The organism is Curtobacterium sp. MCLR17_058 (assembly GCF_003234705.2).
In the GTDB taxonomy this organism is placed as follows: Bacteria; Actinomycetota; Actinomycetes; order Actinomycetales; family Microbacteriaceae; genus Curtobacterium; species Curtobacterium flaccumfaciens.
Map to the genome: position 1 here is coordinate 3,460,386 of NZ_CP126262.1, position 20,022 is coordinate 3,480,407.

The window sequence follows — 20,022 nt, forward strand, 5'->3', positions numbered from 1 at the left end:
TGCGCCCCCGCGGCTGGCGCCCCCGCGGCCGGCGCCCCGCAGCCGGCGCCCCGCGGCCGGCGCTAGTCGCCCGCCGGCACCTGCACGAGTCGGAGCGCCTGGTCGGCGTCGTTCAGCAGCGCCCGACCCGCGACGCGGTCCTGGGTGACCAGGCTCTTCGACAGCTTCGTGCCGATCAGGTCGCCGTCGACGGTGCTGAGCGGCGCGAGGAGCATGCCCCGACGGGCCTTCTTCGCGTCGACCTGCCAGCCGCGGAACCCGCTCGCCACGCCCTCGACGTCACCGGCCAGGACGAGCCCGACCGAACGACCCCGGTCGGAGTCCATGATCGCCCGGAACACCGGTTCGGCCGGCGACTCCTTCAGGGCCTCGGCGTCGTCGACCAGCACGAGCGTGAAGCCGTCCGAGCCGGTGTCGATCGCGGCGGACAGCCCCTCGGCCCCGATGGCGCCGTCGGTCACGACCGTGACGCGAGGGGCTCCGTCGAGTGCTCGGAGCGGGGACTCCCGCGGTGTCACCGCGACGACCGACCCACCCGCCGACAGCACGTGGCGGGCCATCGCGACGAGCGCGGTGCTCTTGCCCGAGCGGGGGCTGCCGCCGACGATGAAGACCGGGGTGTCCTGCACGAAGTCGTGCGTGAACAGCCGGAGCTCGTCGCCGCCGACACCGAGTGCGACCCGACCGACCGACGCCTCGGCCGACGGCAGGTACCGCACGGCGTCCGCGAAGGTGATGGAGCGCGGGAGCACGTCGATCCGGAACGGCTTCGGGGCGTCGGCCGGCACGTGCGCACGGACCTCGTCGCCGATGCCCCGCAGCGCGGCGGCCTGGTCGCGGCCCCCGAGGCCGCCGGGCAACACGGCGACCTGGGTCTCCGTCGCCGTGGCGTTGCGGAACCCGCGCCCGGGTGGGATCGACTCCGGCAGCTTCTTGCCGTTGATGCCCTCGTAGTTGTAGTCACCACGGTCGGCCAGGGCGAGCAGCAGCTTCCGCTCCACCTGGCTCGACATCCGGCCGGACGTCAGGGTGCGGTCGCCGGAGACGACCAGGTGCACGCCGACGCCGACGCCCTCGCGCAGCAGAGTCTGGACGGCGTCGTGCAGCGCACCGTTCTCGGCGTCCGCCAGGGTCGCCATGAAGCTCTCCCACTGGTCGAGGAACACGACGATGTGCGGCATCGGCACGGTGCCCGCGTCGGTCCGCTGTTCCGCGATCGACGAGTACCCGCCGGCGGCGAAGGCGGCCTGGCGCTCCTGCACCGTGCGGAGCAGGATGCCGAGCAGTCGCGAGACCCGGTCGGGTTCGTGCCGCTGCACCACGGCACCGCAGTGCGGCAGCGCCCCGAGGGCCAGCAGCGCGCCGTTGCCGCAGTCGATCCCGTACATGTGGACGTCGCCGACGCCGAGCCGCAGGGCCATCGCCCCAGCCAGGGTGCGGAGCGTCTGGCTGCGACCCGAGCGCGGCGAGCCGATGACGAACAGGTGACCGTCCGCGTCGAGGTCGAACACCGCCGGGCGCTGCCGCTGGTCACCCGGGTGGTCCTCGACGCCCCAGGCGACCGCCAGGGGTGCCAGGTCGCCGGTGCCGGTCGCCTCGACGTCGTCGAGCCCGACGACCTCGCCGAGCGGCGGCAACCAGGGCTTCCGCTGCTCGGGGGTGCCGAGGGCGCGGGTGGCGTCGTCGATCGACGCGACGAGGACGCTCAGGTCGGTGACCTCCACGTCGCTGGCCGCGGCCTCGACGGCAGCCGGGCGGGGGGCTGGATCGCTGTACGAGGCGAAGGTGAGCTCGCGGACCAGGGCGGGGCGGGCCTCCTGGTCGTCCGAGCCGGGCCGGCGCCCACCCACACGACCGGACTGGAACGGCAGCAGCGAGGCAGCGCCGAGCCGCACGTAGGCGCGTCCCGGGGTCGACTTCGCGATCCGCGCGGCGTCGTTCGCGCCGATGACGTCCTGGCTCTCCGACTGGTCGGTGACGCGCAGCGCGATCCGGAGGTTCGTGTTCGCGCGGATCTCGGGCGACACGACACCGCCCGGTCGCTGCGTGGCGAGGATCAGGTGGATGCCGAGCGAACGACCGCGCTGGGCGATGTTCACCAGGCCCTTGACGAAGTCGGGCAGCTCGCGGGCGAGCGAGGCGAACTCGTCGATGACGATGAGCAGCCGCGGCAGGCTCGGGATCGTGTCCCCGTTCGCCGCGCGCTTGGCCTGCAGGTCCTGGTAGTCCTCCAGGTCCTTCGCACCGACCTCGGCCAGAGCGTGCTCGCGGGTGCGCAGCTCGGCGCCGAGCGACTCGAGCGCGCGCTCGACCTGGTGCGTGTCGAGGTCGGTGACCATGCCGACCGTGTGCGGCAGGTCGACGCAGTCCTTGAAGGCCGCACCGCCCTTGTAGTCGACGAGCACGAAGTTCATCTCGTCCGGCCGGTTCGCCACGGCGAGGGACGCCACGATCGTCTGCAGCAGCTCGGACTTGCCGGAACCGGTGGTCCCGGCGACCAGGCCGTGCGGGCCGTCGTTCCGCAGGTCGATCGCGAACGGCCCGTCGATCGACGCCCCCACCACGGCGGTGGTGCTGCGGCCGCCGAGCAGCCAGCGTGCCTGCACGGCCTCGGACGTGGGCGGTTCGAGCTGGAGCACGTCGAGCAGCCGGGCGGACGACGGGATGGCGCCGTCCTGCACGTCCGGGCTGGCGTCGACGATCGGGGACAGCGACCGGGCGACCCACTCGAGCCAGTCCTGGTCGACCAGGTCCGGGCGTGCGTCGTCGATGCGCTCGCTGCGCTGCTGGGTGACCCGCACCCGGTCGTCGCGGACGACCACCACGGCGTCGCACTCCTCGGGCAGGAGCCGCTCGTCCAGGTCGAGGCAGATGCTGAACACCCCGACCGACGGCCCCTCCTTGAGCACCTGCACGAGCGAGGGCATCGCGCGGAGCCGGCGCGCGCCGTCCATCACGACGACGATCTCGTCGGCCGGCGGGGTCTTCTTGCCGATCCCGGCTTCCTTGCGGGCGTCGATGATCGCCGCGAGCTCGGCGATCGCCCGCGCGGTCGACGCGGCGTTCGAGGCGATGCTCGTCATCGGCTGGTCCGCACCGTCGCGGCGGACGTGCGGCAGCCAGGACATCCACTCCCACAGCGACGTGCGTGTGGTGTCGGTGAGCAGCGTGAAGGTGACGTCCTTCGGGCTCTGCAGTGTCGCGAGCTGCGCGACCACCCAGTTCGCGAGTCGTCGGGCGTCGTCGTCCGGGCCGGCGATGCCGATCACGCCGCGCTCGGCCAGGCGGATGCGCACCGGCACGTCCGTCGCGTCCCACGCGACGGTCCGCTTGTGGGACAGCTGCTCCGGGTCCTCGATGGTGACCTCGGAGCGCTGCGTCGCCGTGCCGACGCGGACCAGCAGGTGGTCAGGATCCGTCCGGCGTCGCTCCCACAGGCGCGGCAGGGGCGTGACCGCCGTCTCGTAGACGGCGGCGGGGTCCGGCGCGCTCGCGATCCAGCGTGCACGTTCGGACTGGAGGCTCTCGGTCGCGTCCGCCTCGATCCGCGCCTTGGTGTCCTCGTACTCCACGACGCGTTGCCGGTACGTCTTCTTGCCCTGCCGGCGGCCCTGGAGGCCCGTGATGATCATCAGGATCGGCGACAGCAGGGCGATGAGCAGGTAGATCCAGCGACCGGTGGTCGACACGAACATGACCGCCATGCCCATCGGCGCCAGCGCCATCAGGATGGGGAGCGCCCGGGCCGGGGGCTCGGTCGGCGGCGGGGGCAGCTGGTAGCGGGTGTGCTCGTCCGGCGGCAGGATGCGCGGCGGCCGGTTGTACTCGAGCGACATGCCGTCGTCCGCCAGGGACAGGTGGGCGCCGCGGTTCGGGGCGCGGCCGAAGCCGAGCAGGACCCCGCCGACCGCGAGCTGTGCGGTCTCGGGCCAGTCGGTCTCCTCGGTGACCGGCTCGCCGTCCAGCAGCGCCCCGGAGTAGCCGTTCGCCGGGCGCACCTTCGCGCCGTCGGCCGTCACCGTGACGAGCAGGGCGATCTCCGGCACCGTGTCGGACCCCGACGCCTCGGCCTCGACCTCGTCCGTGGTGCTCACCGGTACCCGCACGTGCGCGGACGGCGACGTACCGATGGTCACCGTGCCGGTGCTGACCCGCACGATCGTCCCCGCGTGCAGCCCGGACACGATCCGGACCTCGGCGTCGGTCAGCGGGCGGAGCGGCGGCGGCGGCACCTGTTCGAGGCTCCGGCGCACCACCACGCCCTCGCGGACGCCCGACTCGGCGACCGACGCCGAGAGGTCGAGCGGCTGTTCCCCGACGAAGTACACGGGGGTCCGGCCGGAGGCGACGACGTCCGTGGCGATGAGGCGCTCGGCCTCGGCCACCAGCTCGCGCACCGCCCGGGAGTCGTCGCCGTCCACGTAGACGTTCGCGGTCTGGCCGCTCTCGCGGTCGACCATCGTGAACGTGAAGGTCATGGCATTCCCCCGTAGCGTTGACTTCGTGTCGCAGGACGATGGTAGTGTCCCCTGCAACACGCCCCGTTGGGGGGACAAACGAAACTCCGGGGAAAGGGAGTCACACCGTGGCGAACATCAACGTCTCGTACGCAGACCTCGAGGCAGCAGCCTCCGACCTCAAGGCGGGCCAGGCAGACATCGAAGACCGTCTGTCGGCACTGCAGCGCAAGATCCAGCAGCTCATCTCGGACGGCTACGTCACCGACAAGTCGTCGGTCGCGTTCGGCGAGTCCTACGACGAGTTCAACCGTGGCGTGACCCAGACGGTCCAGGGGCTCGAAGGCCTCTCCACGTTCCTCTCCAAGGCCTCGCAGACCCTGTCCGAGACGGACGAGTCGCTGGCCTCCGGCCTCAAGGGCTGACACCGTCGTCGACCCCGTGCCCCGCGATCGCGTGGGGCACGGGGTCGTCGCGGTTCCTGTGGCGCCGTCCTGACGGCGCCGGTTCGTGATCGGGGAGGGATTGTTCCGTGGCAGGCAAACTGCTGGTTGACCTGATGGGGCTCGGGGAGCTCCAGAACGACCTGACGACCGTGCACAGCACGCTCGAGCAGGCCCACAAGCGTGTCGACGCGTCCGACGACGAGATCGGTTCGGGGACGGTGCAGAACGCTCTGCACGACTTCGACCACCGCTGGGGCGACAAGCGAGACAAGATCAGCGAGTCGACGAAGGCGTTGGCGGACATGCTGAGCTCGTCCATCGAGACCTACACCGAGACCGACGAGCAGCTGGCACAGGCCCTGCAGGTCAACGACGAGAACGGCGGCGGCGGACCCGCTGTCTCGAGGGCGCAGTAGTCGTGGGGCGGCCGTCGGGGTGGGACGTTGTCGATCAGGGTGATGATCCGGTCAAGGGTGATCCGTCGACGTTGCGGATGATGGCGCGGGAGTACCAGCGCATCTCCGACGCGGCCGATGACGCCTCGACCAGGCTGAAGTCGGTGAAGGGCTCCGGGTGGCTGACCGACTGGGAGGGTGAGGCCGCGGATGTGTTCGTCGACGCGATCGAGGACACCCCGTCGGACCTGACGAAGCTCGTCGATTCGTACGAACTCGCCGCGACGGCGTTGTCGGGGTGGGCTGACACGGTCGATGACACCCAGTACCGGGCTGATGGTGCGTTGGCAGACGCGAAGGACGCCACCGGGGACCTCGCCGCGGCGCAGGACCGGTTGGCGGATGCGCAGTCGACGTTGTCGCACTACGAGTCGGCGTCGAAGGACCTGTCGAAGGTCGCGGACAAGTACCCGGCGGGTTCCGACGTGCCGGACGGGGTGGATGTTCCCTCGCCGGCGCAGTTGCGGGCAGCGTCCGACAACGCTTCCGTCGCGCAGGGGTCCGTGTCGTCGGCGCAGGGCGACATCTCGGCGGCGCAGTCGCGGATCGATGCGGCGAAGCGGCTCGTGGCGGATGCGAAGGGTGATTGGCAGGACGCGGAGCAGCGGACGGCGACGAAGATCGGTGAAGCTGCGGACGCGGGCCTCGGGAAGCAGTCCACGTGGGACAAGATCTTCGGGTCAGAACAATGGGAGGCCGTCGTCTCCATCGCGAAGGTCGTCGTTGCTGTCGGCGGCATCATCGTCATGATCGTCGGCGGGCCGCTCGCATGGATCGTGCTCGGTGCAGCGCTGCTCGTGCTCGCCGACACCCTGTACAAGATGAGCAAGGGCACCGCCGACGGGTGGGACCTCGCCTTCGCGCTGCTCGACTGCATCCCGGGGATGAAGGGGATCACCACCGCGAGCCGATTGCTGTCCGCCGCAGGCGACGCGCGCAAGGCGTTTTCGCTCGCTCGTTCGACCGGGACGCTCGGGCCCCTGGCGGGCCGGACACTCAGCGGTGCTCGTCGCTACGGCAAGATGGCCATCAAAGAGGTCCCGCTCGCAGTGAAGCAGTTCGCGTCGAACCCCGCGCGACGAATCGAGCGCATGGCGTTGCAGGTTCGCTACTTGACCCCTGCGAACATGGTGCGCAGTACGGTCGACGCTGCGAAGGGATTCGCAAACGGCTACACGGTGGGGGGCCAAGGTACGGGCATCACCGGCAGGCTCCTCGAGGGGCTCCAGAAGTCCGACTCGGCGTTCGCACGAACGGTGAATTCCGGCTACAACGCCCATGTGTCGGAGATCGCCCGCACCGATCCTGCGCGAGCGAGTCAACTGTGGCAGGGTGGCGGCGGCTACTACGGCGTCGACGACATGACGAACGTCGTGGCCGGCTCAAAGGGTGTCGACGGGTTTGCCTCGACTCCGGACTTCGACGGGTCCGGTGCGTCCTATGCGGTACCGAACAGTCCGGTCGTCGACTCCGCGACATTCCACGAATCCGCCCAGGTAGGAGCGAGCACCGGCTACGCGACCCCTTATCGCGAGTTCGTCTCGGAGACCCACATCGGCCCGGGCTCGACCTACGCAATCGGCCATGCAGGAGCCAACCCACAGTTCGGCGGCGGGGGCGGCATGCAGATGTTCAGCTCGGACATGATCGGGCACAACCCGTCTCCGTTCCCGGCACACGGCGGATCAGCACACGCCTGGTCCCCTATGGACAGTTCGGTACGAACCGTCGGAGAATCGGTTGCAATGCGCAATCTCCTCCATGTCCCATGGCGCGCCTACGCGTACACCGCCCCGCTGGCCTCGAGTGATTGAGTCGACCAGTCCGGCGAGCCTGCCGACCTTCATCAGTGTCGGCCCGGTGGCCAATAGGCGGTTCGACGACGACGGACGCCTCGTGATCGAGCGGGATGGGGTCGAGGACGGCAGTTGGAACGGCACGTCCATGGAGCAGTACGTCGCGCCCGCTGCCGCGCTCGCCTTGATCCTCGACGTCCTCGACCCCGAGGTCGACGAGCGAACCGGAATTGAGCATCGTTTTATCCTCAATTCGCGTGAGGACGAGCGCGGTGACATGCGCGGCGGCCGCTCCCCGATCTCACGGTGGGCATACGGTGCCCTCGTCGACTACCCGCTCGACACGCAGCTCCTCGCGGAACGCGCGAGTCTCGTTCACACCCGCCGATCTGGCCACCCTGCCTTCGACAACGAGTACTTCCGCTACCCGACCACCGGACGGTTCGTCGAGCAGCTCGGGCCCGGAGCAACTTGGTACCGAAACGGTAGGCGCGACTACTTCGACCAGGTGCTCTCGTTCGCCAGCGATCCCCAAGCAGATCGGCTCGTCAAGAAGTATCGCCGGCTCTGGGAGCGAGCTGAAATGCGCTGGTCACGTCTGGGAACCGAGGAGCAACGACGGCGAGAAGGCCCGTGGACCTGAGCGACCCGGCCGAGCTCACGCTCTGGCGACGTGCGGTCGACCTCGACCTGTGGATGTTGGCGACCGAGGACGGCGCGCCGGCGGTCATCGCCCCGGGTGACGGGTCCTCCACCACTGTCGCGCTCGCGTTCCTCGCCCTCGATCAGGCTCAGGCAGCCGCCCCGGACGACGCGGTACTCCTCCACACGACGTTGTGGTCGGCGCTCCGTGCGACTCCGTCCGACGTGGGCGTCCTGCTCCAGCCGGGTCAGGCCGACGAGGAGGTCCTGCTTCCCGATGACATAGACCGGATCATCGGTGGACCGCGGGATCGCGCGCCGATGCTCTCACCTCGCGACCTGGCGATCACGTCGATGATCCCGGCAGCAATCGTGGACAACACCCTGATCCCGAAGCCGGACGGCTTGCCCGTGGGTGTGCTCCTCGACCAGTCCAGACGCTCCACTGACGGATTGGCCCTGGCCGCAGGGCCGTCGATGCAGATCGAACTCGACACATTTACAGCAGCGGCACTCGTCCGTGCAGCGAGTCCGTTCCCGATGGGATTCGACATAGTCGTCGGTGCCCCGAAGCCGGAGCAGTACCCGGCGCTGACCGACTTCCGCGCGCAGTACGACGGGGTGCCGATCAGCACGGTCGGTGTCATCGTCGAGCGGGTGTCCGAGCGGATCGTTGTCCTCGCCGACACCGACGACCCCGATGAACTCGGACGCATTCGGGTCCGGGCCGCATCGCTCGTGCCACTGCCCGTCTTCGTGACCGACCGCAGGTCCTCACCGGAACGGGTGTGGGTGCTCGGGCGTACCGACAGCCCCTTGTCATGACGCTGACCGGGCAAGCAACTTCGGGTCGGACGACAGTCAAGGCCGTGCCGATGGCACGTGTGGCAGAGGTCGCCGATGACGAGTTCGTGGCTTTGCCCGGAGGGCTGAGCCGTGGCGGAACCCAGCCTGACCAATACATCGACGATGGTGGTCCGCTCTCCGCAGGTGCCGATGTCTCGCTCCGCCCAGCACCGGTCGCTGCCGTGGGTTTCACCGAAGCACTCACTGACCACCTGGGTTGGACAGCAACCGCCACTCGCGCACGTGGCACGGCGCTGATGCCAGGTCGATGAGGACGGGGCTCACGAGGGCGGGCAGGTCCCTGCTGCCGACATCGAGGTCTTGGCGGGTGCGGCCGGAGCCGGAACCCGATGGTCGTCTGCGCACGATGACGTCCCCGGATCCGCTCTGGCCGGAGTACGGCCGTCTGCTCACCTTCATGAACTGGCTCGAGGACCGCTCCTTCACGATCGCCGAGCATCGAGGGCCATTCCGTCAACGAGGCAACGAACTCCTCGTTGACAGACGATTCACCGCCGTCGGAAGGCCGTGTTCCATCGCTGACCTCGAGAAGGAGTGGTCCTTCTCCGAAGGTATTGAACTCGTCGAACGAGGCGGCCCTGGGACGCCGATCGCTCGACTTCGAGACGGAGTACGAGAGGGTGACTACCGGTACTCGGTTGATCTGCGGATGGCGGTCAACGGAGACACGCTCGTGAACGACGACCGAGACACAGCCTTTCGCGCACTGATCCGTCTCGGTCCTGCGCTCGCTGCCACCCCCGCATGGAACGGTCGCGACGTCCCAGCCGAGCACCCCGCCGAGGCGGGATGGGGACGCCTGCCCTACATCGTGCGATCAATCCAACGGGAGGGCGGTCGGCTCTCGACTCGCGCTCTGAACCAGCGCTTCTCGAAGGCGGTGGAACACTCCGGGACCATCCTCATGCGGGGCCGCTCCACTCTGGAAGACCTCCGACTTCCCGACGGCATGGCGGCGGAACGTCTCGACGACGGAACGACACTGGTCCGGGACTTCCCCGGTGGGTTCGCGAGTGAGCGGGCGCGTTTTGCACTCGTCGTCCTGCCGGATGCCTGATGCCCTTGCGCAGCGCCTCAGCGCCACGAACATGCTCGTAGGGTGGTGAGCGTGCGCATCGCTGCTGTCCCCGTGCCCGATGACCTGCACCTGGCGATCGACGACAACGGCCGGCCCGCCACGATGCCGTACGACCGTGGCGTCGTCGTCGAGTTCGCGTACTCCATCGCCGGGGACCGCCCGCCGGCTGTCGGCACCGGCTCACGGCGGGTGAGTCGTCAGTCGCTGATCGAGGACGAGCGCAGCGGTCGCGCGATCGTGTTCGTCGACGTGGCCGCCGATCACTGGGAGGGATTGCCGGTCGCCGAACGCCCCCGAGCGCGGCGGGGTCTCCTGCCGATCCAGTCGCGAGCAGCACACGCCAGGCGGATGTCAGCATCCAGCGGCATCTGGGCCGAAGTGGTCCTCGGAGTGTCCGTCCCGAACACCGCATGGGAACTGTTCACCTTCAACGCCACCGGGCCGCGACTGCACCTGGTGATCGCCCCGGATCCCGCCCGGCGTCGCATGGAGATCCTCCGGGCACTCGGAGACCGACCGCACCCGGAGATCACCATCGTCGATTCCGTTGACGCCGTTCCACGTGCCTGGCGGAATGCCGCCCGCGCACTCCTCCACGGGCAGCACGATGGCTGAAGCTGCGGCTGCGGCTGCGCCTCGTCACGGCTGTGACACGCGCCCCTGGCACCTGAACATCGACAGATCCGATGTCGCCGAAGCGGTCCGCTCGCGGATCGGTCTGCTCAGCGATCGAGCCGTGTTGCCCGAGGAGGCCGGGGACCATCGCCCGCCCAGTCCGGCCGCCCATCAATCGGACTCAGCGGGCACCCTCCTCGCGATCGGACCAGGCGTCACGGCGCCCACCGCACTCCAGTTCAACCGAGTGGTGATCGACCGATGACGATGGCGAGCGCGGATTGGACGGCGATCGAGCCGGGGTGTTCGGTCTGCACCGCTGCAGTTGCGCGGCACGGCAGGGTCGAGACGTCGATCGGCGTCAGCCACCAGCAGCGGACCTCGTACTTCCGCTGCGTCGCCTGCGACACCTACTGGGGACAGGACGAGCGCTCGCTCCGCGTCGTCGGGGAAGCCGACGTGCCGCTCGACCTGACGAGCGACTGGCGCGACGGCGACGGCAACCTCCGAGCAGCACCGCTTCCGCCGTACCGCCCGTTCGCGCGGCACGCCGATCTCCCGACGGAGATCACCACGACGGCCTTCGGTGACCAGGAGCACCCGCCTGCCGTCATCGACATCCCGTTCGCCCACGAACTCCTCAACTCGGTCCCCGCTGGTCCCCTCGCCGAGCGCGTTGCCGTCTGCCGACAGCTCGCGCGGTTGGCGGAAGCCGTCTCGCCGTCTCTGGGCCCGGCAGAACGAGCGTGGACCTTCCGCCGCGTCGAGTACACCGACTCGCTCGGGCACCGTCACGTCGGCTACGGCTTGGAGCTCGACCGGGTTGCGACGTTCGACGAGATCGCATCCCGCGTCAGGTTCCCCGGGTTCGGACCGGGCGTCTTCTCGGCGACTCCGCGGAACGCCACGGTGTCCGAGTCGGGAACCCTGATGACCATCGGTCCGGGAGGCGCGATCGCCCACCCGGGCGTCCCGTTCTTCAATGCGCTGCGGCTCGGTGCGTGACATGACGACCTACGAACGAACCGCTCACCGGAACGGCACGAGCGCGCCGGCGACCGTGATCGTCGAGATGGACCTGACGAACCCCGACCATCAGGTGCGCTACACCGTGACCGTGTTGCTGCTGGGCGCAGAGCACACGGCCACGGCGTACGACGCCTTCGAGGCACTGAGCCTGGTGCGCGAGGCGCTCGACGACGAGGGCTGGCTCCTGGGCGTGCAGGGGGCACGCGTCGACGTGTGGCCGAGTGGGATGGCGCGACAGCAGGGCGGTGGCATGCGGGCGTACCGACTCCGCCGCGGTCGTCGGCCTCGGTTCAAGGACCTCGTCGATGTGTTCGCCCCGGCCGACGAACACCTCGGCACCGTGCAGGCGCAACGCGCGTTCGTCGAAGCGAAGTTCCCCGACGCCTGACCGGGTGCCGGCGACGACCGTCCGTGACTCCCTGAACACCGAGCCCCCGCGCACGGTTGGGTGGGTACATGTCCTCTGCCCCGCTCTCCGGTGACGACTCCCTGCACCTGCCCGAGTTCGACAACCCGCCAGCGTCTCCGCTCGACCTCGCTCGCGAGTGGCTGTCCGCAGCGAAGGACCGACAGGTCTCCGAGCCGCTCTCGATGACCCTCGCCACGGCCGGTGCCGACGGCCGCGTGTCCGCTCGCACCGTCGACGTGAAGCGCATCGAGGCGGGCGGACTGGTCTTCGGCACGTCGGAGGACAGCCCGAAGGGCCGGCAGCTCGCCGAGAACCCGCACGCAGCCCTGCAGGCGTACTGGCGCGAGACGATGCAGCAGCTCCGGTTCGAAGGCCACGTCGTCCGGCTGTCGGACGCCGAGTCCGACGCCCTGTTCGCGGACCGCTCCCCGAAGTCACGCGCCGCGACGGCCATCGCCGACCAGTCCGCCGTGCTCGAGCCCCGCACCCTGCAGGACCTGATCGACGACGCGAACGAGCTGCTCGACGACTCCGGCGACGACGTCCCGCGACCTGCACGATGGGTTGCCTGGCGGCTCGAGCCCGACATCGTGGAGTTCTGGCACGGTAGCCGTGACCGGATGCACCGACGACTGCAGTACGCACTCGCCGAGGGCGCCTGGACGGCCACACGCCTCCAGCCGTAGTCGGCGCGGCTTCGGTTGGTGCGAGATTGACCACTCCGTGCGCGCTCGTTGCGCTGCACGGAGTGATCAGCCTCGCACCGAGCGCCACTGCCCCGGCCGCCGAGCCCGCGCTTCCTACCGCCCGATCGGGTTCACCATCGCCCCCGCCCGGATGAGCGACGCCGACTGGTCCGCCAGGTCCACCATCGACAGCGTGTTCCGCAGCTGCAACCGGTTCAGGCACGAGTGCTCGAACGTCGGCACCCGCAGGTCCAGGGGACGACGGCGGTCCGGGTGCGCGGCGGCGTGGGCGTCGATGCACTCCCCCACGACCTGCCAGAAGCGGGACTCCGGCAGCACCCCGTCGTCGTCGAGGATCGCGGCGACGAACCGCAGCACCCCGTCGAACACGTCGGTGAACACCGCGAGCGCGGCCTCGTCATCGGACACCGGGTGCACGATCCGGTCGATGTCGGCGGGTACGGGGCGGTCGTCGTGCCGACCGAGCACCGCGGCCTCCTCGCCGATGTCCTTCATCACGGCGCGGACCACGACGCCGTCGCGCACGACGAGCACCAGGTTCTCGCCGTGCGGCATGAACACCAGGTCGTGCACGGTCAGACAGTGCACGACGGGCAGCAGGTAGGCGTCGAGCCAGCGCCGGACCCAGACGTCGGCGGGCAGACCGGATGCCTCGATCAGCGCCGAGACCACAGCGTTCCCCGAGGCGTCCCGGTGCAGCAGCGCCGCCATCGTCAGCAGTCGCTCGCCGTCCGCCACCCGCGGCAGCGGGCTCTCCCGCCACAGGGCCGCGAGCATCTTGCGCTGCGGCGAGGACACGTCGACCCGGTGGTAGGCGTCGCCCGTGTAGCCGATGGCAGCGTGTTCCCGGAGGACCGAGAACCCGGCGGCGGCGAGCGTGGGGTCGGCGGAGACGATCGACTCGACCCAGTCGTTCACGGCCGGGGTGTTCCGCATGTAGGCGGGCGACATCCCCCGCAGGAACCCCATGTTCTGCACGGCGAGCGCCGTCTTCACGTACGAGCGTGCGGGGTCGGTGCGGTTGAACGCGGTGCGGATGGACTGCTGCGGCTGGTGCTCGTCGGGTCCCTCGCCCAGGTCGACCAGGTCCTGTCGGCCCAGGTCGGGCGCGAAGGTCACGGCGATCCGGTGCTGCCACTGCCACGGGTGCACGGGCAGCCACACGTAGTCGTCGGGGTCGAGCCCGCGGCGCTCCAACGTGGCACGGAACCCGGTCACGACCGCCGCCGACAGCTCCGACTCCCAGTGCGCCTGTTCGTTCCGGTCCGCGGCGAGCGCCAGGTGCGTGTGCTCGCGTCGGGCGGCGAGCCACCGGTACCGGAACCGGCCGCCGGACTCGGGCGCGAACGCCCGGTACTCGTCGAGCCCGAACCCGATCCGGCCGTTGGCGGCGACGAACGCCGGGTGCCCCTCGGTCATCGCCGCCTCGACGTCCTGGAACGACGCGACGACGTCCTCGACGGAACCGGCCGAACCGGCCGAACCGGTCGCACCGGACGAAACGAACGCCCCGCCCGACCCGGCCCTGCCCCGCCCCCGTGCCAGCTGCCCGGCCGACGGTCCGCCCCGCCGGTGCTTCGCCGCGGCACTCGCCAGCGTCGACGCGATCTCCTCCAGGTACGTGCCGAGCAACTCGTCGGGGATCCCGAGCACCTCGTGCAGTTCGAGCACGAGCTCCTGCGCGCTGAGCGGCGCCGACACCCCCGCACGGGTCCGCGTCAGCGAGGCCTCGTCCATCGACCAGTGCTCGAGCACGTGCTGCCGCGCCCGGAACCGGTAGGTCGACTCCCCCGCCTCGAGCCGCCAGCCGTCCCCGTCGGGCACGGGAGCGATCAGCCGTTCGTGGGTGAACTCCGCGATCGACTTCGCGACGAGGTGCCGTTCGGCGGGCTCCAGGTGATCGGGCCGCAGGTGCGCGGCCGGCCCGTCGTCGTCGGGGACGCCGATGCGATCGGTGTCGAGCACCGACAGCAGGGCCCGCTTGCCGTCGACGTCCACCTGTCGCAGGGCGCGGAATCCGACCTCGGCGTTCTTCGCCTGCACGGCGGTGTTCCGCACGTCCGGTTCGACGACGACCCGGCGCGCGCCGAGGGCGTCCCGGCAGTGCTCGACGACGGCGCGCATCACCGCGCTGGTCAGGCCGTGGACACGACGGTCCGCGGGCGCCGGCGCGACGAGCAGGTGCATGCCGACGTCGCCGGGTTCGGCCGCCCACACGTCGGTGAGCAGGACGGCGGAGGGGTCGTAGGTCTCCGCCAGGAAGCACGGTTCGCCGTTCCGGCGGCCGAGCCACGCTGCCTGCGCGGGGTCCGCCTGCACGCCGGCCAGGTAGGTGCGCACGGCGTCCACGTCGAGGTCGCCCATCTCCCAGCACGACGACGCCGGGTGGGCGAGCCACGACTGCACGACGGCGGCGTCGCGTTCCGGGTCCACGGGTTCGACGGTCAGGAGGCCCGGCTCGGCTCCCCCAGGCGCGGTCGCGTCCGGCTCCGTGGTGGTCACGGTCGTGCTCATGCGGAGACCTCCGCGCGCTCGGTCGCGGGCCGGGCCGGCGCGCGCTCCGCGGCGCCGGGGTGGGCGGTGGACGGCGCTGCTGTTGACGGCCCCGAGGCGGGCAGGCCGAACTCCTGGAAGGCGATCCGGGCCTCCAGGCCGTACACGGGGCGACCCGTGACGGACCGGATGATCGACGCGTTCCTCCACGCACCCATGCCGAGGTCGGGCGCGGTCAGGCCGTGCGTGTGCTCCTCGGCGTTCTGCACCCAGATGCGTCCGCCCAGGGTGTCGACGTGGTGATCGCGGGCGACCGCCAGGCGACCGCGGGAGTCGCGGGCGACGAGGTGCTCGACCGGGTCGAGGAACCGCGGGACCCGCGGCGTGTACCCGGTGGCCAGCACCAGCTGCTCGACCTCGTGCTCGTACGTCTGGTCGAGCTGCTCGTGGCGGAGCGTCAGCCGGTACGTGCCACGGTCGGCGAGCCAGGCGGCGTCCACGACGCTCGTCTCGGTCCGGAGCGTCGTCGGGACGGGGCCGCGCGCACTGATCCGGTAGAGCTGGTCGTACAGGTCGTCGACCAGGTCCGCGCTGATGCCCTTGTACAGGCCACGCTGTTCCCGCCCCAGGCGATCGCGGACGGCTTCGGGCAGCCCGTGGAAGTGGTCCGTGTACTCCGGGCTCGTCATCTCGAGGGTGAGCTTGGTGTCCTCCATCGGGAAGAACCGGGGCGAACGTGTGATCCAGTCGAGGCGGTAGCCGTCCTGCCGGATGTCCTCGAGCAGTTCGCGGTAGACCTCGGCGGCGGACTGCCCGCTGCCGACGACCGCGATGGACCCGGCGTCGCGCAGGGCGTCGCGGTTCGGCAGGAACTCGGCGGAGTGCACGGCCGGCCCGCCGATCCCACGCAGCGGGGCGGGGACGGACGGCTCGGTGCCGATCCCCACGACGACGTGGTGTGCGCGGTACGTCTCGGGACCCTGATCGGTCTCGGCGTGCACCGTGAACGTGTCGGTGACCGGGTCGTACTCGACGGTGGTCACCCGGCGGCCCCACCGCAGGGTGTCGAGCCGGTCGGCGGCCCAGCGGCAGTAGGCGTCGTACTCGCTGCGCAGGGGGTGGAAGTCCTCGCGGATGTAGAACGGGTACAGGCGCCCGGTCTCCTTCAGCCAGGCGAGGAACGAGAACGGCGAGGTCGGGTCGGCCATCGTCACCAGGTCGGCGAGGAACGGCACCTGGATCGTGGCGTCGTCGAGCATCATGCCGTGGTGCCAGGCGAAGCCGTCGGCGTCGTCGAGGAACACCGCGTCGAGGTCGGCGATCGGGTCCGTCAGGCAGGCGAGGCCGAGGTTGAACGGGCCGATGCCGATGCCGACGACGTCGTGCACGGCGGGATCGGCGGTGGCGCGGGTGCGGTCGGCGGCGGTGCGGTCGGCGGTCATCGGGTCGCTCCTTCCGGGGCGGTGGTGGTGGCGCGCACCCGGGCGGCCGTCGCGACGACGTGCTCGAGCGACGCGCGCATCTGGTTAGGCGTGGTCTCGGGGTTGAGCAGCGTGAGCTTGTTGCACGGCCGGCCGTCGATGACCGTCTTGGCGATGAGCACCCGGCCCTCGGCGAGCAGGGCCGAGCGGATCGGGGCGACCAGCGCGTCGGCGGCCTCGTCGGTCATGCCGGCGGGCTGCCAGCGGAACAGCACCGTGCTGAGCTGCGTCGGCGCGACGAGCACCAGGTCCGGGTGCTCCTCGACGATCCGGTGGGTGGCCGCGGCGAGGTCGATGACGGCGTCGAACGCGGTACCGATCGCGTCGGCACCGGTCGCCCGCAGCGTGGCCCAGAGCTTCAGGGCGTCGAACCGGCGGGTGGTCTGCAGCGACTTGTCGACCTGGTTCGGCTCGGCGGCGTCCTCCGGGTTCAGGTAGTCGGCGTACCAGGCGGTGCGGCGCAGGTCTTCCGGGCGCTGGACGAGCAGGGCGCTCGACGACACCGGCTGGAAGAACGACTTGTGCAGGTCGGCGGTCACGCTCCGGGCCCGTTCGACGCCGTCGAGCAGGTGCCGGCGGGTCGGGGACACGAGCAGACCGCAGCCGTACGCGGCGTCGACGTGCAGCCACACTCCCTCCAGATCACAGACGTCCGCGATCGGCTCGAGCGGGTCGATGACCCCGCGGTCGGTGGTGCCGGCGGTGGCGACGACGGCCATCGGCGTCTGCCCGGCTGCGCGGGCGGCGGCGATCGCCTCGGCGAGGGCAGCGGGCACCATCCGGCCGGCGTGGTCGGTGGCGACGGCGACCACGGCCTCGAGCCCGAGCAGCCGCGCCGACTTCGCGATGCTGAAGTGGGTCTCCGCGGTCGTGAACACGGTGCCGCTGCTGCCGAGGGCCTCGCGCGCCAGCAGCAGGGCCTGCAGGTTCGACTGCGAGCCGCCCGAGGTGAAGATGCCGTCCCCCGCGGCGAACCCGATCCGACCGGCGAGCCAGGCGACGACGTGCCGCTCGATCTCGGTGCCGATGCGGGACTGGTCCCAGGTGTCAACCGACGGGTTCACGGCGGCCAGGACCGATTCGGCGGCGACCGCGGGCAGCGCGACCGGGCAGTTCAGGTGCGCGAGGTACGCCGGGTCGTGGAACCAGACGGCCTCGCGGACGAACAGCTCGTCGAGTTCGGCGAGCGCGCGGTCCGTCCCGAGGGGTTCGGCGTCGAGGTCGACGTCCTGCACCCGGGCCCGGAGGACCTCGGGAGCGGTGTCGGTCGTCGGACGGTCGGCGGCGGCGAAGCGGTCGGCCAGACGGTCCACCGTGGACGTCACGGCGGAGCGGTAGCGCTCGGCGGTGGCGGTGGTCAGGAGTTCGATGGGAGGTGTCACGTTAGGTAAGGCTAACCTCACTAACCGTCATCGTGCCACCCGAACGAGGGGCGCGCCGAACGGCCGGGCGTGTCAGACGCACGTCTGCCGGGCAGCCCGAGCCCCCACCCACCGCGCGGGTCAGGCGTCCGCCGCCGGACGTCAGGCGTTCATGAACTCGCTCGGCTGCAGGGCCCGGCCGACGATGCGCACGTCGCCGATCGACCCGACGAACACGTTGTCGAGCTTGTCGCCGTAGCGGTACCCACCGAGCAGCCACGGCTTGCCGATCGTGCTGAGACCGCGGTTCGGGGTGGACGGGTTGCGCACGACCGGGCACCCGTCGACGTAGAGCACGGTGTGCGTCCCATCGTTCACCACGGCCACGTGCCACCAGGCGCCGAGCGGCAACTCGTGCCCCCAGTTCGTCAGTGATCCGTCCTGGCTCGCCGGGTACACGCACCACTGCAGTTCGCGGTCCCCCGACAGGCTCAGCGTCACCGCGGGCTCGTCCCGGTCGCCGTCGGCTCCGGTCGCCTTCCCCACCTGGCCGGCGCTCGAGTACTGCGACAGCAGGGCGCTGAACCCGTTCGCACTCGGGTCGAACGTGGTCAGCAGCACGAAGAACGCCTCGACCGTGTAGCCCCGGGGGAAGTGGGTCCGGTTGAGCGGTGCCGTGTCGACGGTCTGCAGGTGGTCGCCGCCGGTCTTGCCGCCCTGCAGCGCGAGGCTGCCGGCGCCCGGCTGGTCCGGGTGGTGCGCCGCCGTCCAGCGCAGCGCCCCTGCGACGGCGCCGGTCCGGCGGGCGACCACCAGGTCGTTGCCCTTGCCGCTCTGGTCGCGCACCCGCGTCGTCGGCGCGAGCGCCGCCCCGTCCGGGTTGCCGTCGAACCGCCAGTACGCCAGCGTCCCCGGCACCAGCATGCGTGCCGCCGGCCGGGAGGCCCGTGGTGCGACCGGCGCGAACCCCGCGAAGCGCGCGTCGAAGTCCACGGCCATGGTGAAGCGGTCGACGTCGCCGCTGAGGTTGACCTCCTGGGCTGCGAGCTCGTTCGCGTCGCCGAGTCCGCCGGCGAGCAGGAAGGGCGACAGCGTCTCGACGTCGATGACGTTCCGCTCGAGGTCGACGTGGTACAGCCGGATCATGGCCGCGCCGCCGTAGTAGCGGTTCTGGTAGTTGGTCAGGTGGAGTGCGACGTCGTGCCCCACGGCGTTCTTCACCGTCGTGCGGCCCGGACCCCAGTAGTGCCCGTTGAGCGTCAGGAACACCTGGTCGTGCTTCGAGATGAAGGAGTCCCAGAGCTGCTGGCCGTAGGGGTCGAACGCCGCTCCACCGCTGGCGTCCGAGTCGACGAGGGCGTGCGTCGTGAGGATGACCGGAGCGTGCGGCCGGGCCGCGAGCACGGAGCTGGCCCAGGCGAGCCCGCTCGCGCTCGTCCGCCAGTCGAGTGCCAGGACGACCCACTCTCGGCCGGCCGCGGTGAACCGGTGGGCGGTGTTGTAGCCGTCGGGGCTCGAACCGATCCAGCCCGGGGCCTTCCGGAACCGCTGCGGACCGAACACGTCGAGGTACGGGGTGCGGCCGCGCTGGTCGTCGGTCGAGGAGTCGACGTCGTGGTTGCCGGCGAGCACGCTGTAGGGCGCCCCGGCTCGGTCGAGCACGTCGAAGACCGCACCGGATGCGCGCATCTCGGACGCCGCACCGTTCTGGGTCAGGTCGCCGAGGTGGACGAGGAACACCGTGTTGTGCCGGGCCTGCTCGCGGACGACGTACTCGAGCGAGGCGCGCATCGGTGCCTGGTCGACCGCGGCGCCGTCGAACATGTACTGCGTGTCCGGCATCACCGCGACGGTGAAGCGTGGCGAGGTCGTGTCCGGGCGCCACCGTCCGGTGTGGCCGCGCACCACGGCTGCCTGCGCGGCCGCGGCCGATCCGCCGAGCGCTGCCGGAGCCGCAGCGGGTGCCGCGGTCAGCGCATCGGCGACGGCCGGGGCGCTGCCGAAGCCGTTCGACGCCACGAGTCCGGCGGCACCGGCGAGCCCGGATCCGACCAGGAAGCCCCGGCGGGAGACCGGGATGCGCTTGCTGCGGTCTCCGGCGTGGTCGTGGGCGTCGTCGCGGTCGTCAGGGCTGTTCTGCACAGCACCGCACCGTACGGATCGCGGGGGAACGCCCCGGGTCCGTT

15 protein-coding genes are annotated in these 20,022 nt (G+C 70.8%); 10 read left to right on the forward strand and 5 right to left on the reverse strand.

Annotated elements, in window-relative coordinates; all coding sequences use genetic code 11:
• Positions 1-62 precede the first annotated feature (62 nt).
• Complete coding sequence (locus tag DEJ11_RS16370) at positions 63-4,478, reverse strand: FtsK/SpoIIIE domain-containing protein (RefSeq protein ID WP_111054132.1); 4,416 nt, start codon at positions 4,476-4,478, stop codon at positions 63-65.
• Between the two features lie 107 nt (positions 4,479-4,585).
• Here DEJ11_RS16370 and DEJ11_RS16375 point away from each other — a divergent pair, with 107 nt between their 5' ends.
• The 10 genes from DEJ11_RS16375 to DEJ11_RS16420 all read left to right on the forward strand — a co-directional run bounded on the left by DEJ11_RS16375 (position 4,586) and on the right by DEJ11_RS16420 (position 12,480).
• Positions 4,586-4,882: a WXG100 family type VII secretion target gene (locus tag DEJ11_RS16375; protein ID WP_071404660.1), complete on the forward strand. Its 297-nt coding sequence runs from the start codon at positions 4,586-4,588 to the stop codon at positions 4,880-4,882.
• 107 nt (positions 4,883-4,989) lie between these two features.
• Positions 4,990-5,319 carry a DUF6507 family protein gene (locus tag DEJ11_RS16380; protein WP_146245895.1) on the forward strand — a complete coding sequence of 110 codons (330 nt, stop codon included), beginning with the start codon at positions 4,990-4,992 and terminating at the stop codon, positions 5,317-5,319.
• A gap of 2 nt (positions 5,320-5,321) precedes the next feature.
• On the forward strand, positions 5,322-7,172 hold the full coding sequence (locus tag DEJ11_RS16385) for a WXG100 family type VII secretion target (RefSeq protein WP_146249996.1): 1,851 nt from the start codon (positions 5,322-5,324) through the stop codon (positions 7,170-7,172).
• On the forward strand, positions 7,165-7,797 hold the full coding sequence (locus DEJ11_RS16390) for a hypothetical protein (protein ID WP_146249997.1): 633 nt from the start codon (positions 7,165-7,167) through the stop codon (positions 7,795-7,797). Before DEJ11_RS16385 ends, DEJ11_RS16390 begins: the two co-directional genes overlap by 8 nt.
• The gene (locus DEJ11_RS16395; protein ID WP_111102574.1) at positions 7,788-8,621 is read left to right on the forward strand and encodes a hypothetical protein; all 834 of its coding nucleotides are present in this window, start codon (positions 7,788-7,790) and stop codon (positions 8,619-8,621) included. The genes DEJ11_RS16390 and DEJ11_RS16395 overlap by 10 nt, the downstream gene beginning before the upstream one ends.
• 439 nt (positions 8,622-9,060) lie before the next feature.
• Complete coding sequence (locus DEJ11_RS16400; RefSeq protein WP_146249998.1) at positions 9,061-9,720, forward strand: hypothetical protein; 660 nt, start codon at positions 9,061-9,063, stop codon at positions 9,718-9,720.
• A 51-nt stretch (positions 9,721-9,771) separates the two neighbouring features.
• A complete protein-coding gene (locus DEJ11_RS16405) occupies positions 9,772-10,356 on the forward strand; it encodes a hypothetical protein (protein WP_146249999.1) in 585 nt (194 codons plus the stop codon).
• A gap of 261 nt (positions 10,357-10,617) precedes the next feature.
• Complete coding sequence (locus DEJ11_RS16410) at positions 10,618-11,361, forward strand: hypothetical protein (protein ID WP_111102578.1); 744 nt, start codon at positions 10,618-10,620, stop codon at positions 11,359-11,361.
• 1 nt (position 11,362) lies between these two features.
• Positions 11,363-11,773, forward strand: coding sequence for a hypothetical protein (locus DEJ11_RS16415; RefSeq protein WP_071414712.1), 411 nt, complete (start codon positions 11,363-11,365; stop codon positions 11,771-11,773).
• 68 nt (positions 11,774-11,841) lie between these two features.
• Positions 11,842-12,480 carry a pyridoxine/pyridoxamine 5'-phosphate oxidase gene (locus DEJ11_RS16420; protein ID WP_111102580.1) on the forward strand — a complete coding sequence of 213 codons (639 nt, stop codon included), beginning with the start codon at positions 11,842-11,844 and terminating at the stop codon, positions 12,478-12,480.
• A gap of 114 nt (positions 12,481-12,594) precedes the next feature.
• Here the strand turns inward: DEJ11_RS16420 and DEJ11_RS16425 are convergent, their stop codons facing one another.
• The 4 genes from DEJ11_RS16425 to DEJ11_RS16440 all read right to left on the reverse strand — a co-directional run bounded on the left by DEJ11_RS16425 (position 12,595) and on the right by DEJ11_RS16440 (position 19,978).
• Positions 12,595-15,015 (reverse strand): GNAT family N-acetyltransferase, encoded by a 2,421-nt coding sequence (locus DEJ11_RS16425; RefSeq protein WP_111102582.1) that lies wholly within the window; start codon positions 15,013-15,015, stop codon positions 12,595-12,597.
• Positions 15,012-16,436 (reverse strand): lysine N(6)-hydroxylase/L-ornithine N(5)-oxygenase family protein, encoded by a 1,425-nt coding sequence (locus DEJ11_RS16430; protein ID WP_111102584.1) that lies wholly within the window; start codon positions 16,434-16,436, stop codon positions 15,012-15,014. The genes DEJ11_RS16425 and DEJ11_RS16430 overlap by 4 nt, the downstream gene beginning before the upstream one ends.
• Positions 16,433-17,857 (reverse strand): pyridoxal phosphate-dependent decarboxylase family protein, encoded by a 1,425-nt coding sequence (locus tag DEJ11_RS16435; protein WP_111102586.1) that lies wholly within the window; start codon positions 17,855-17,857, stop codon positions 16,433-16,435. Before DEJ11_RS16435 ends, DEJ11_RS16430 begins: the two co-directional genes overlap by 4 nt.
• Before the next feature lie 141 nt (positions 17,858-17,998).
• Positions 17,999-19,978 (reverse strand): LamG-like jellyroll fold domain-containing protein, encoded by a 1,980-nt coding sequence (locus DEJ11_RS16440; RefSeq protein ID WP_111102588.1) that lies wholly within the window; start codon positions 19,976-19,978, stop codon positions 17,999-18,001.
• Between the last annotated feature and the right edge of the window lie 44 nt (positions 19,979-20,022).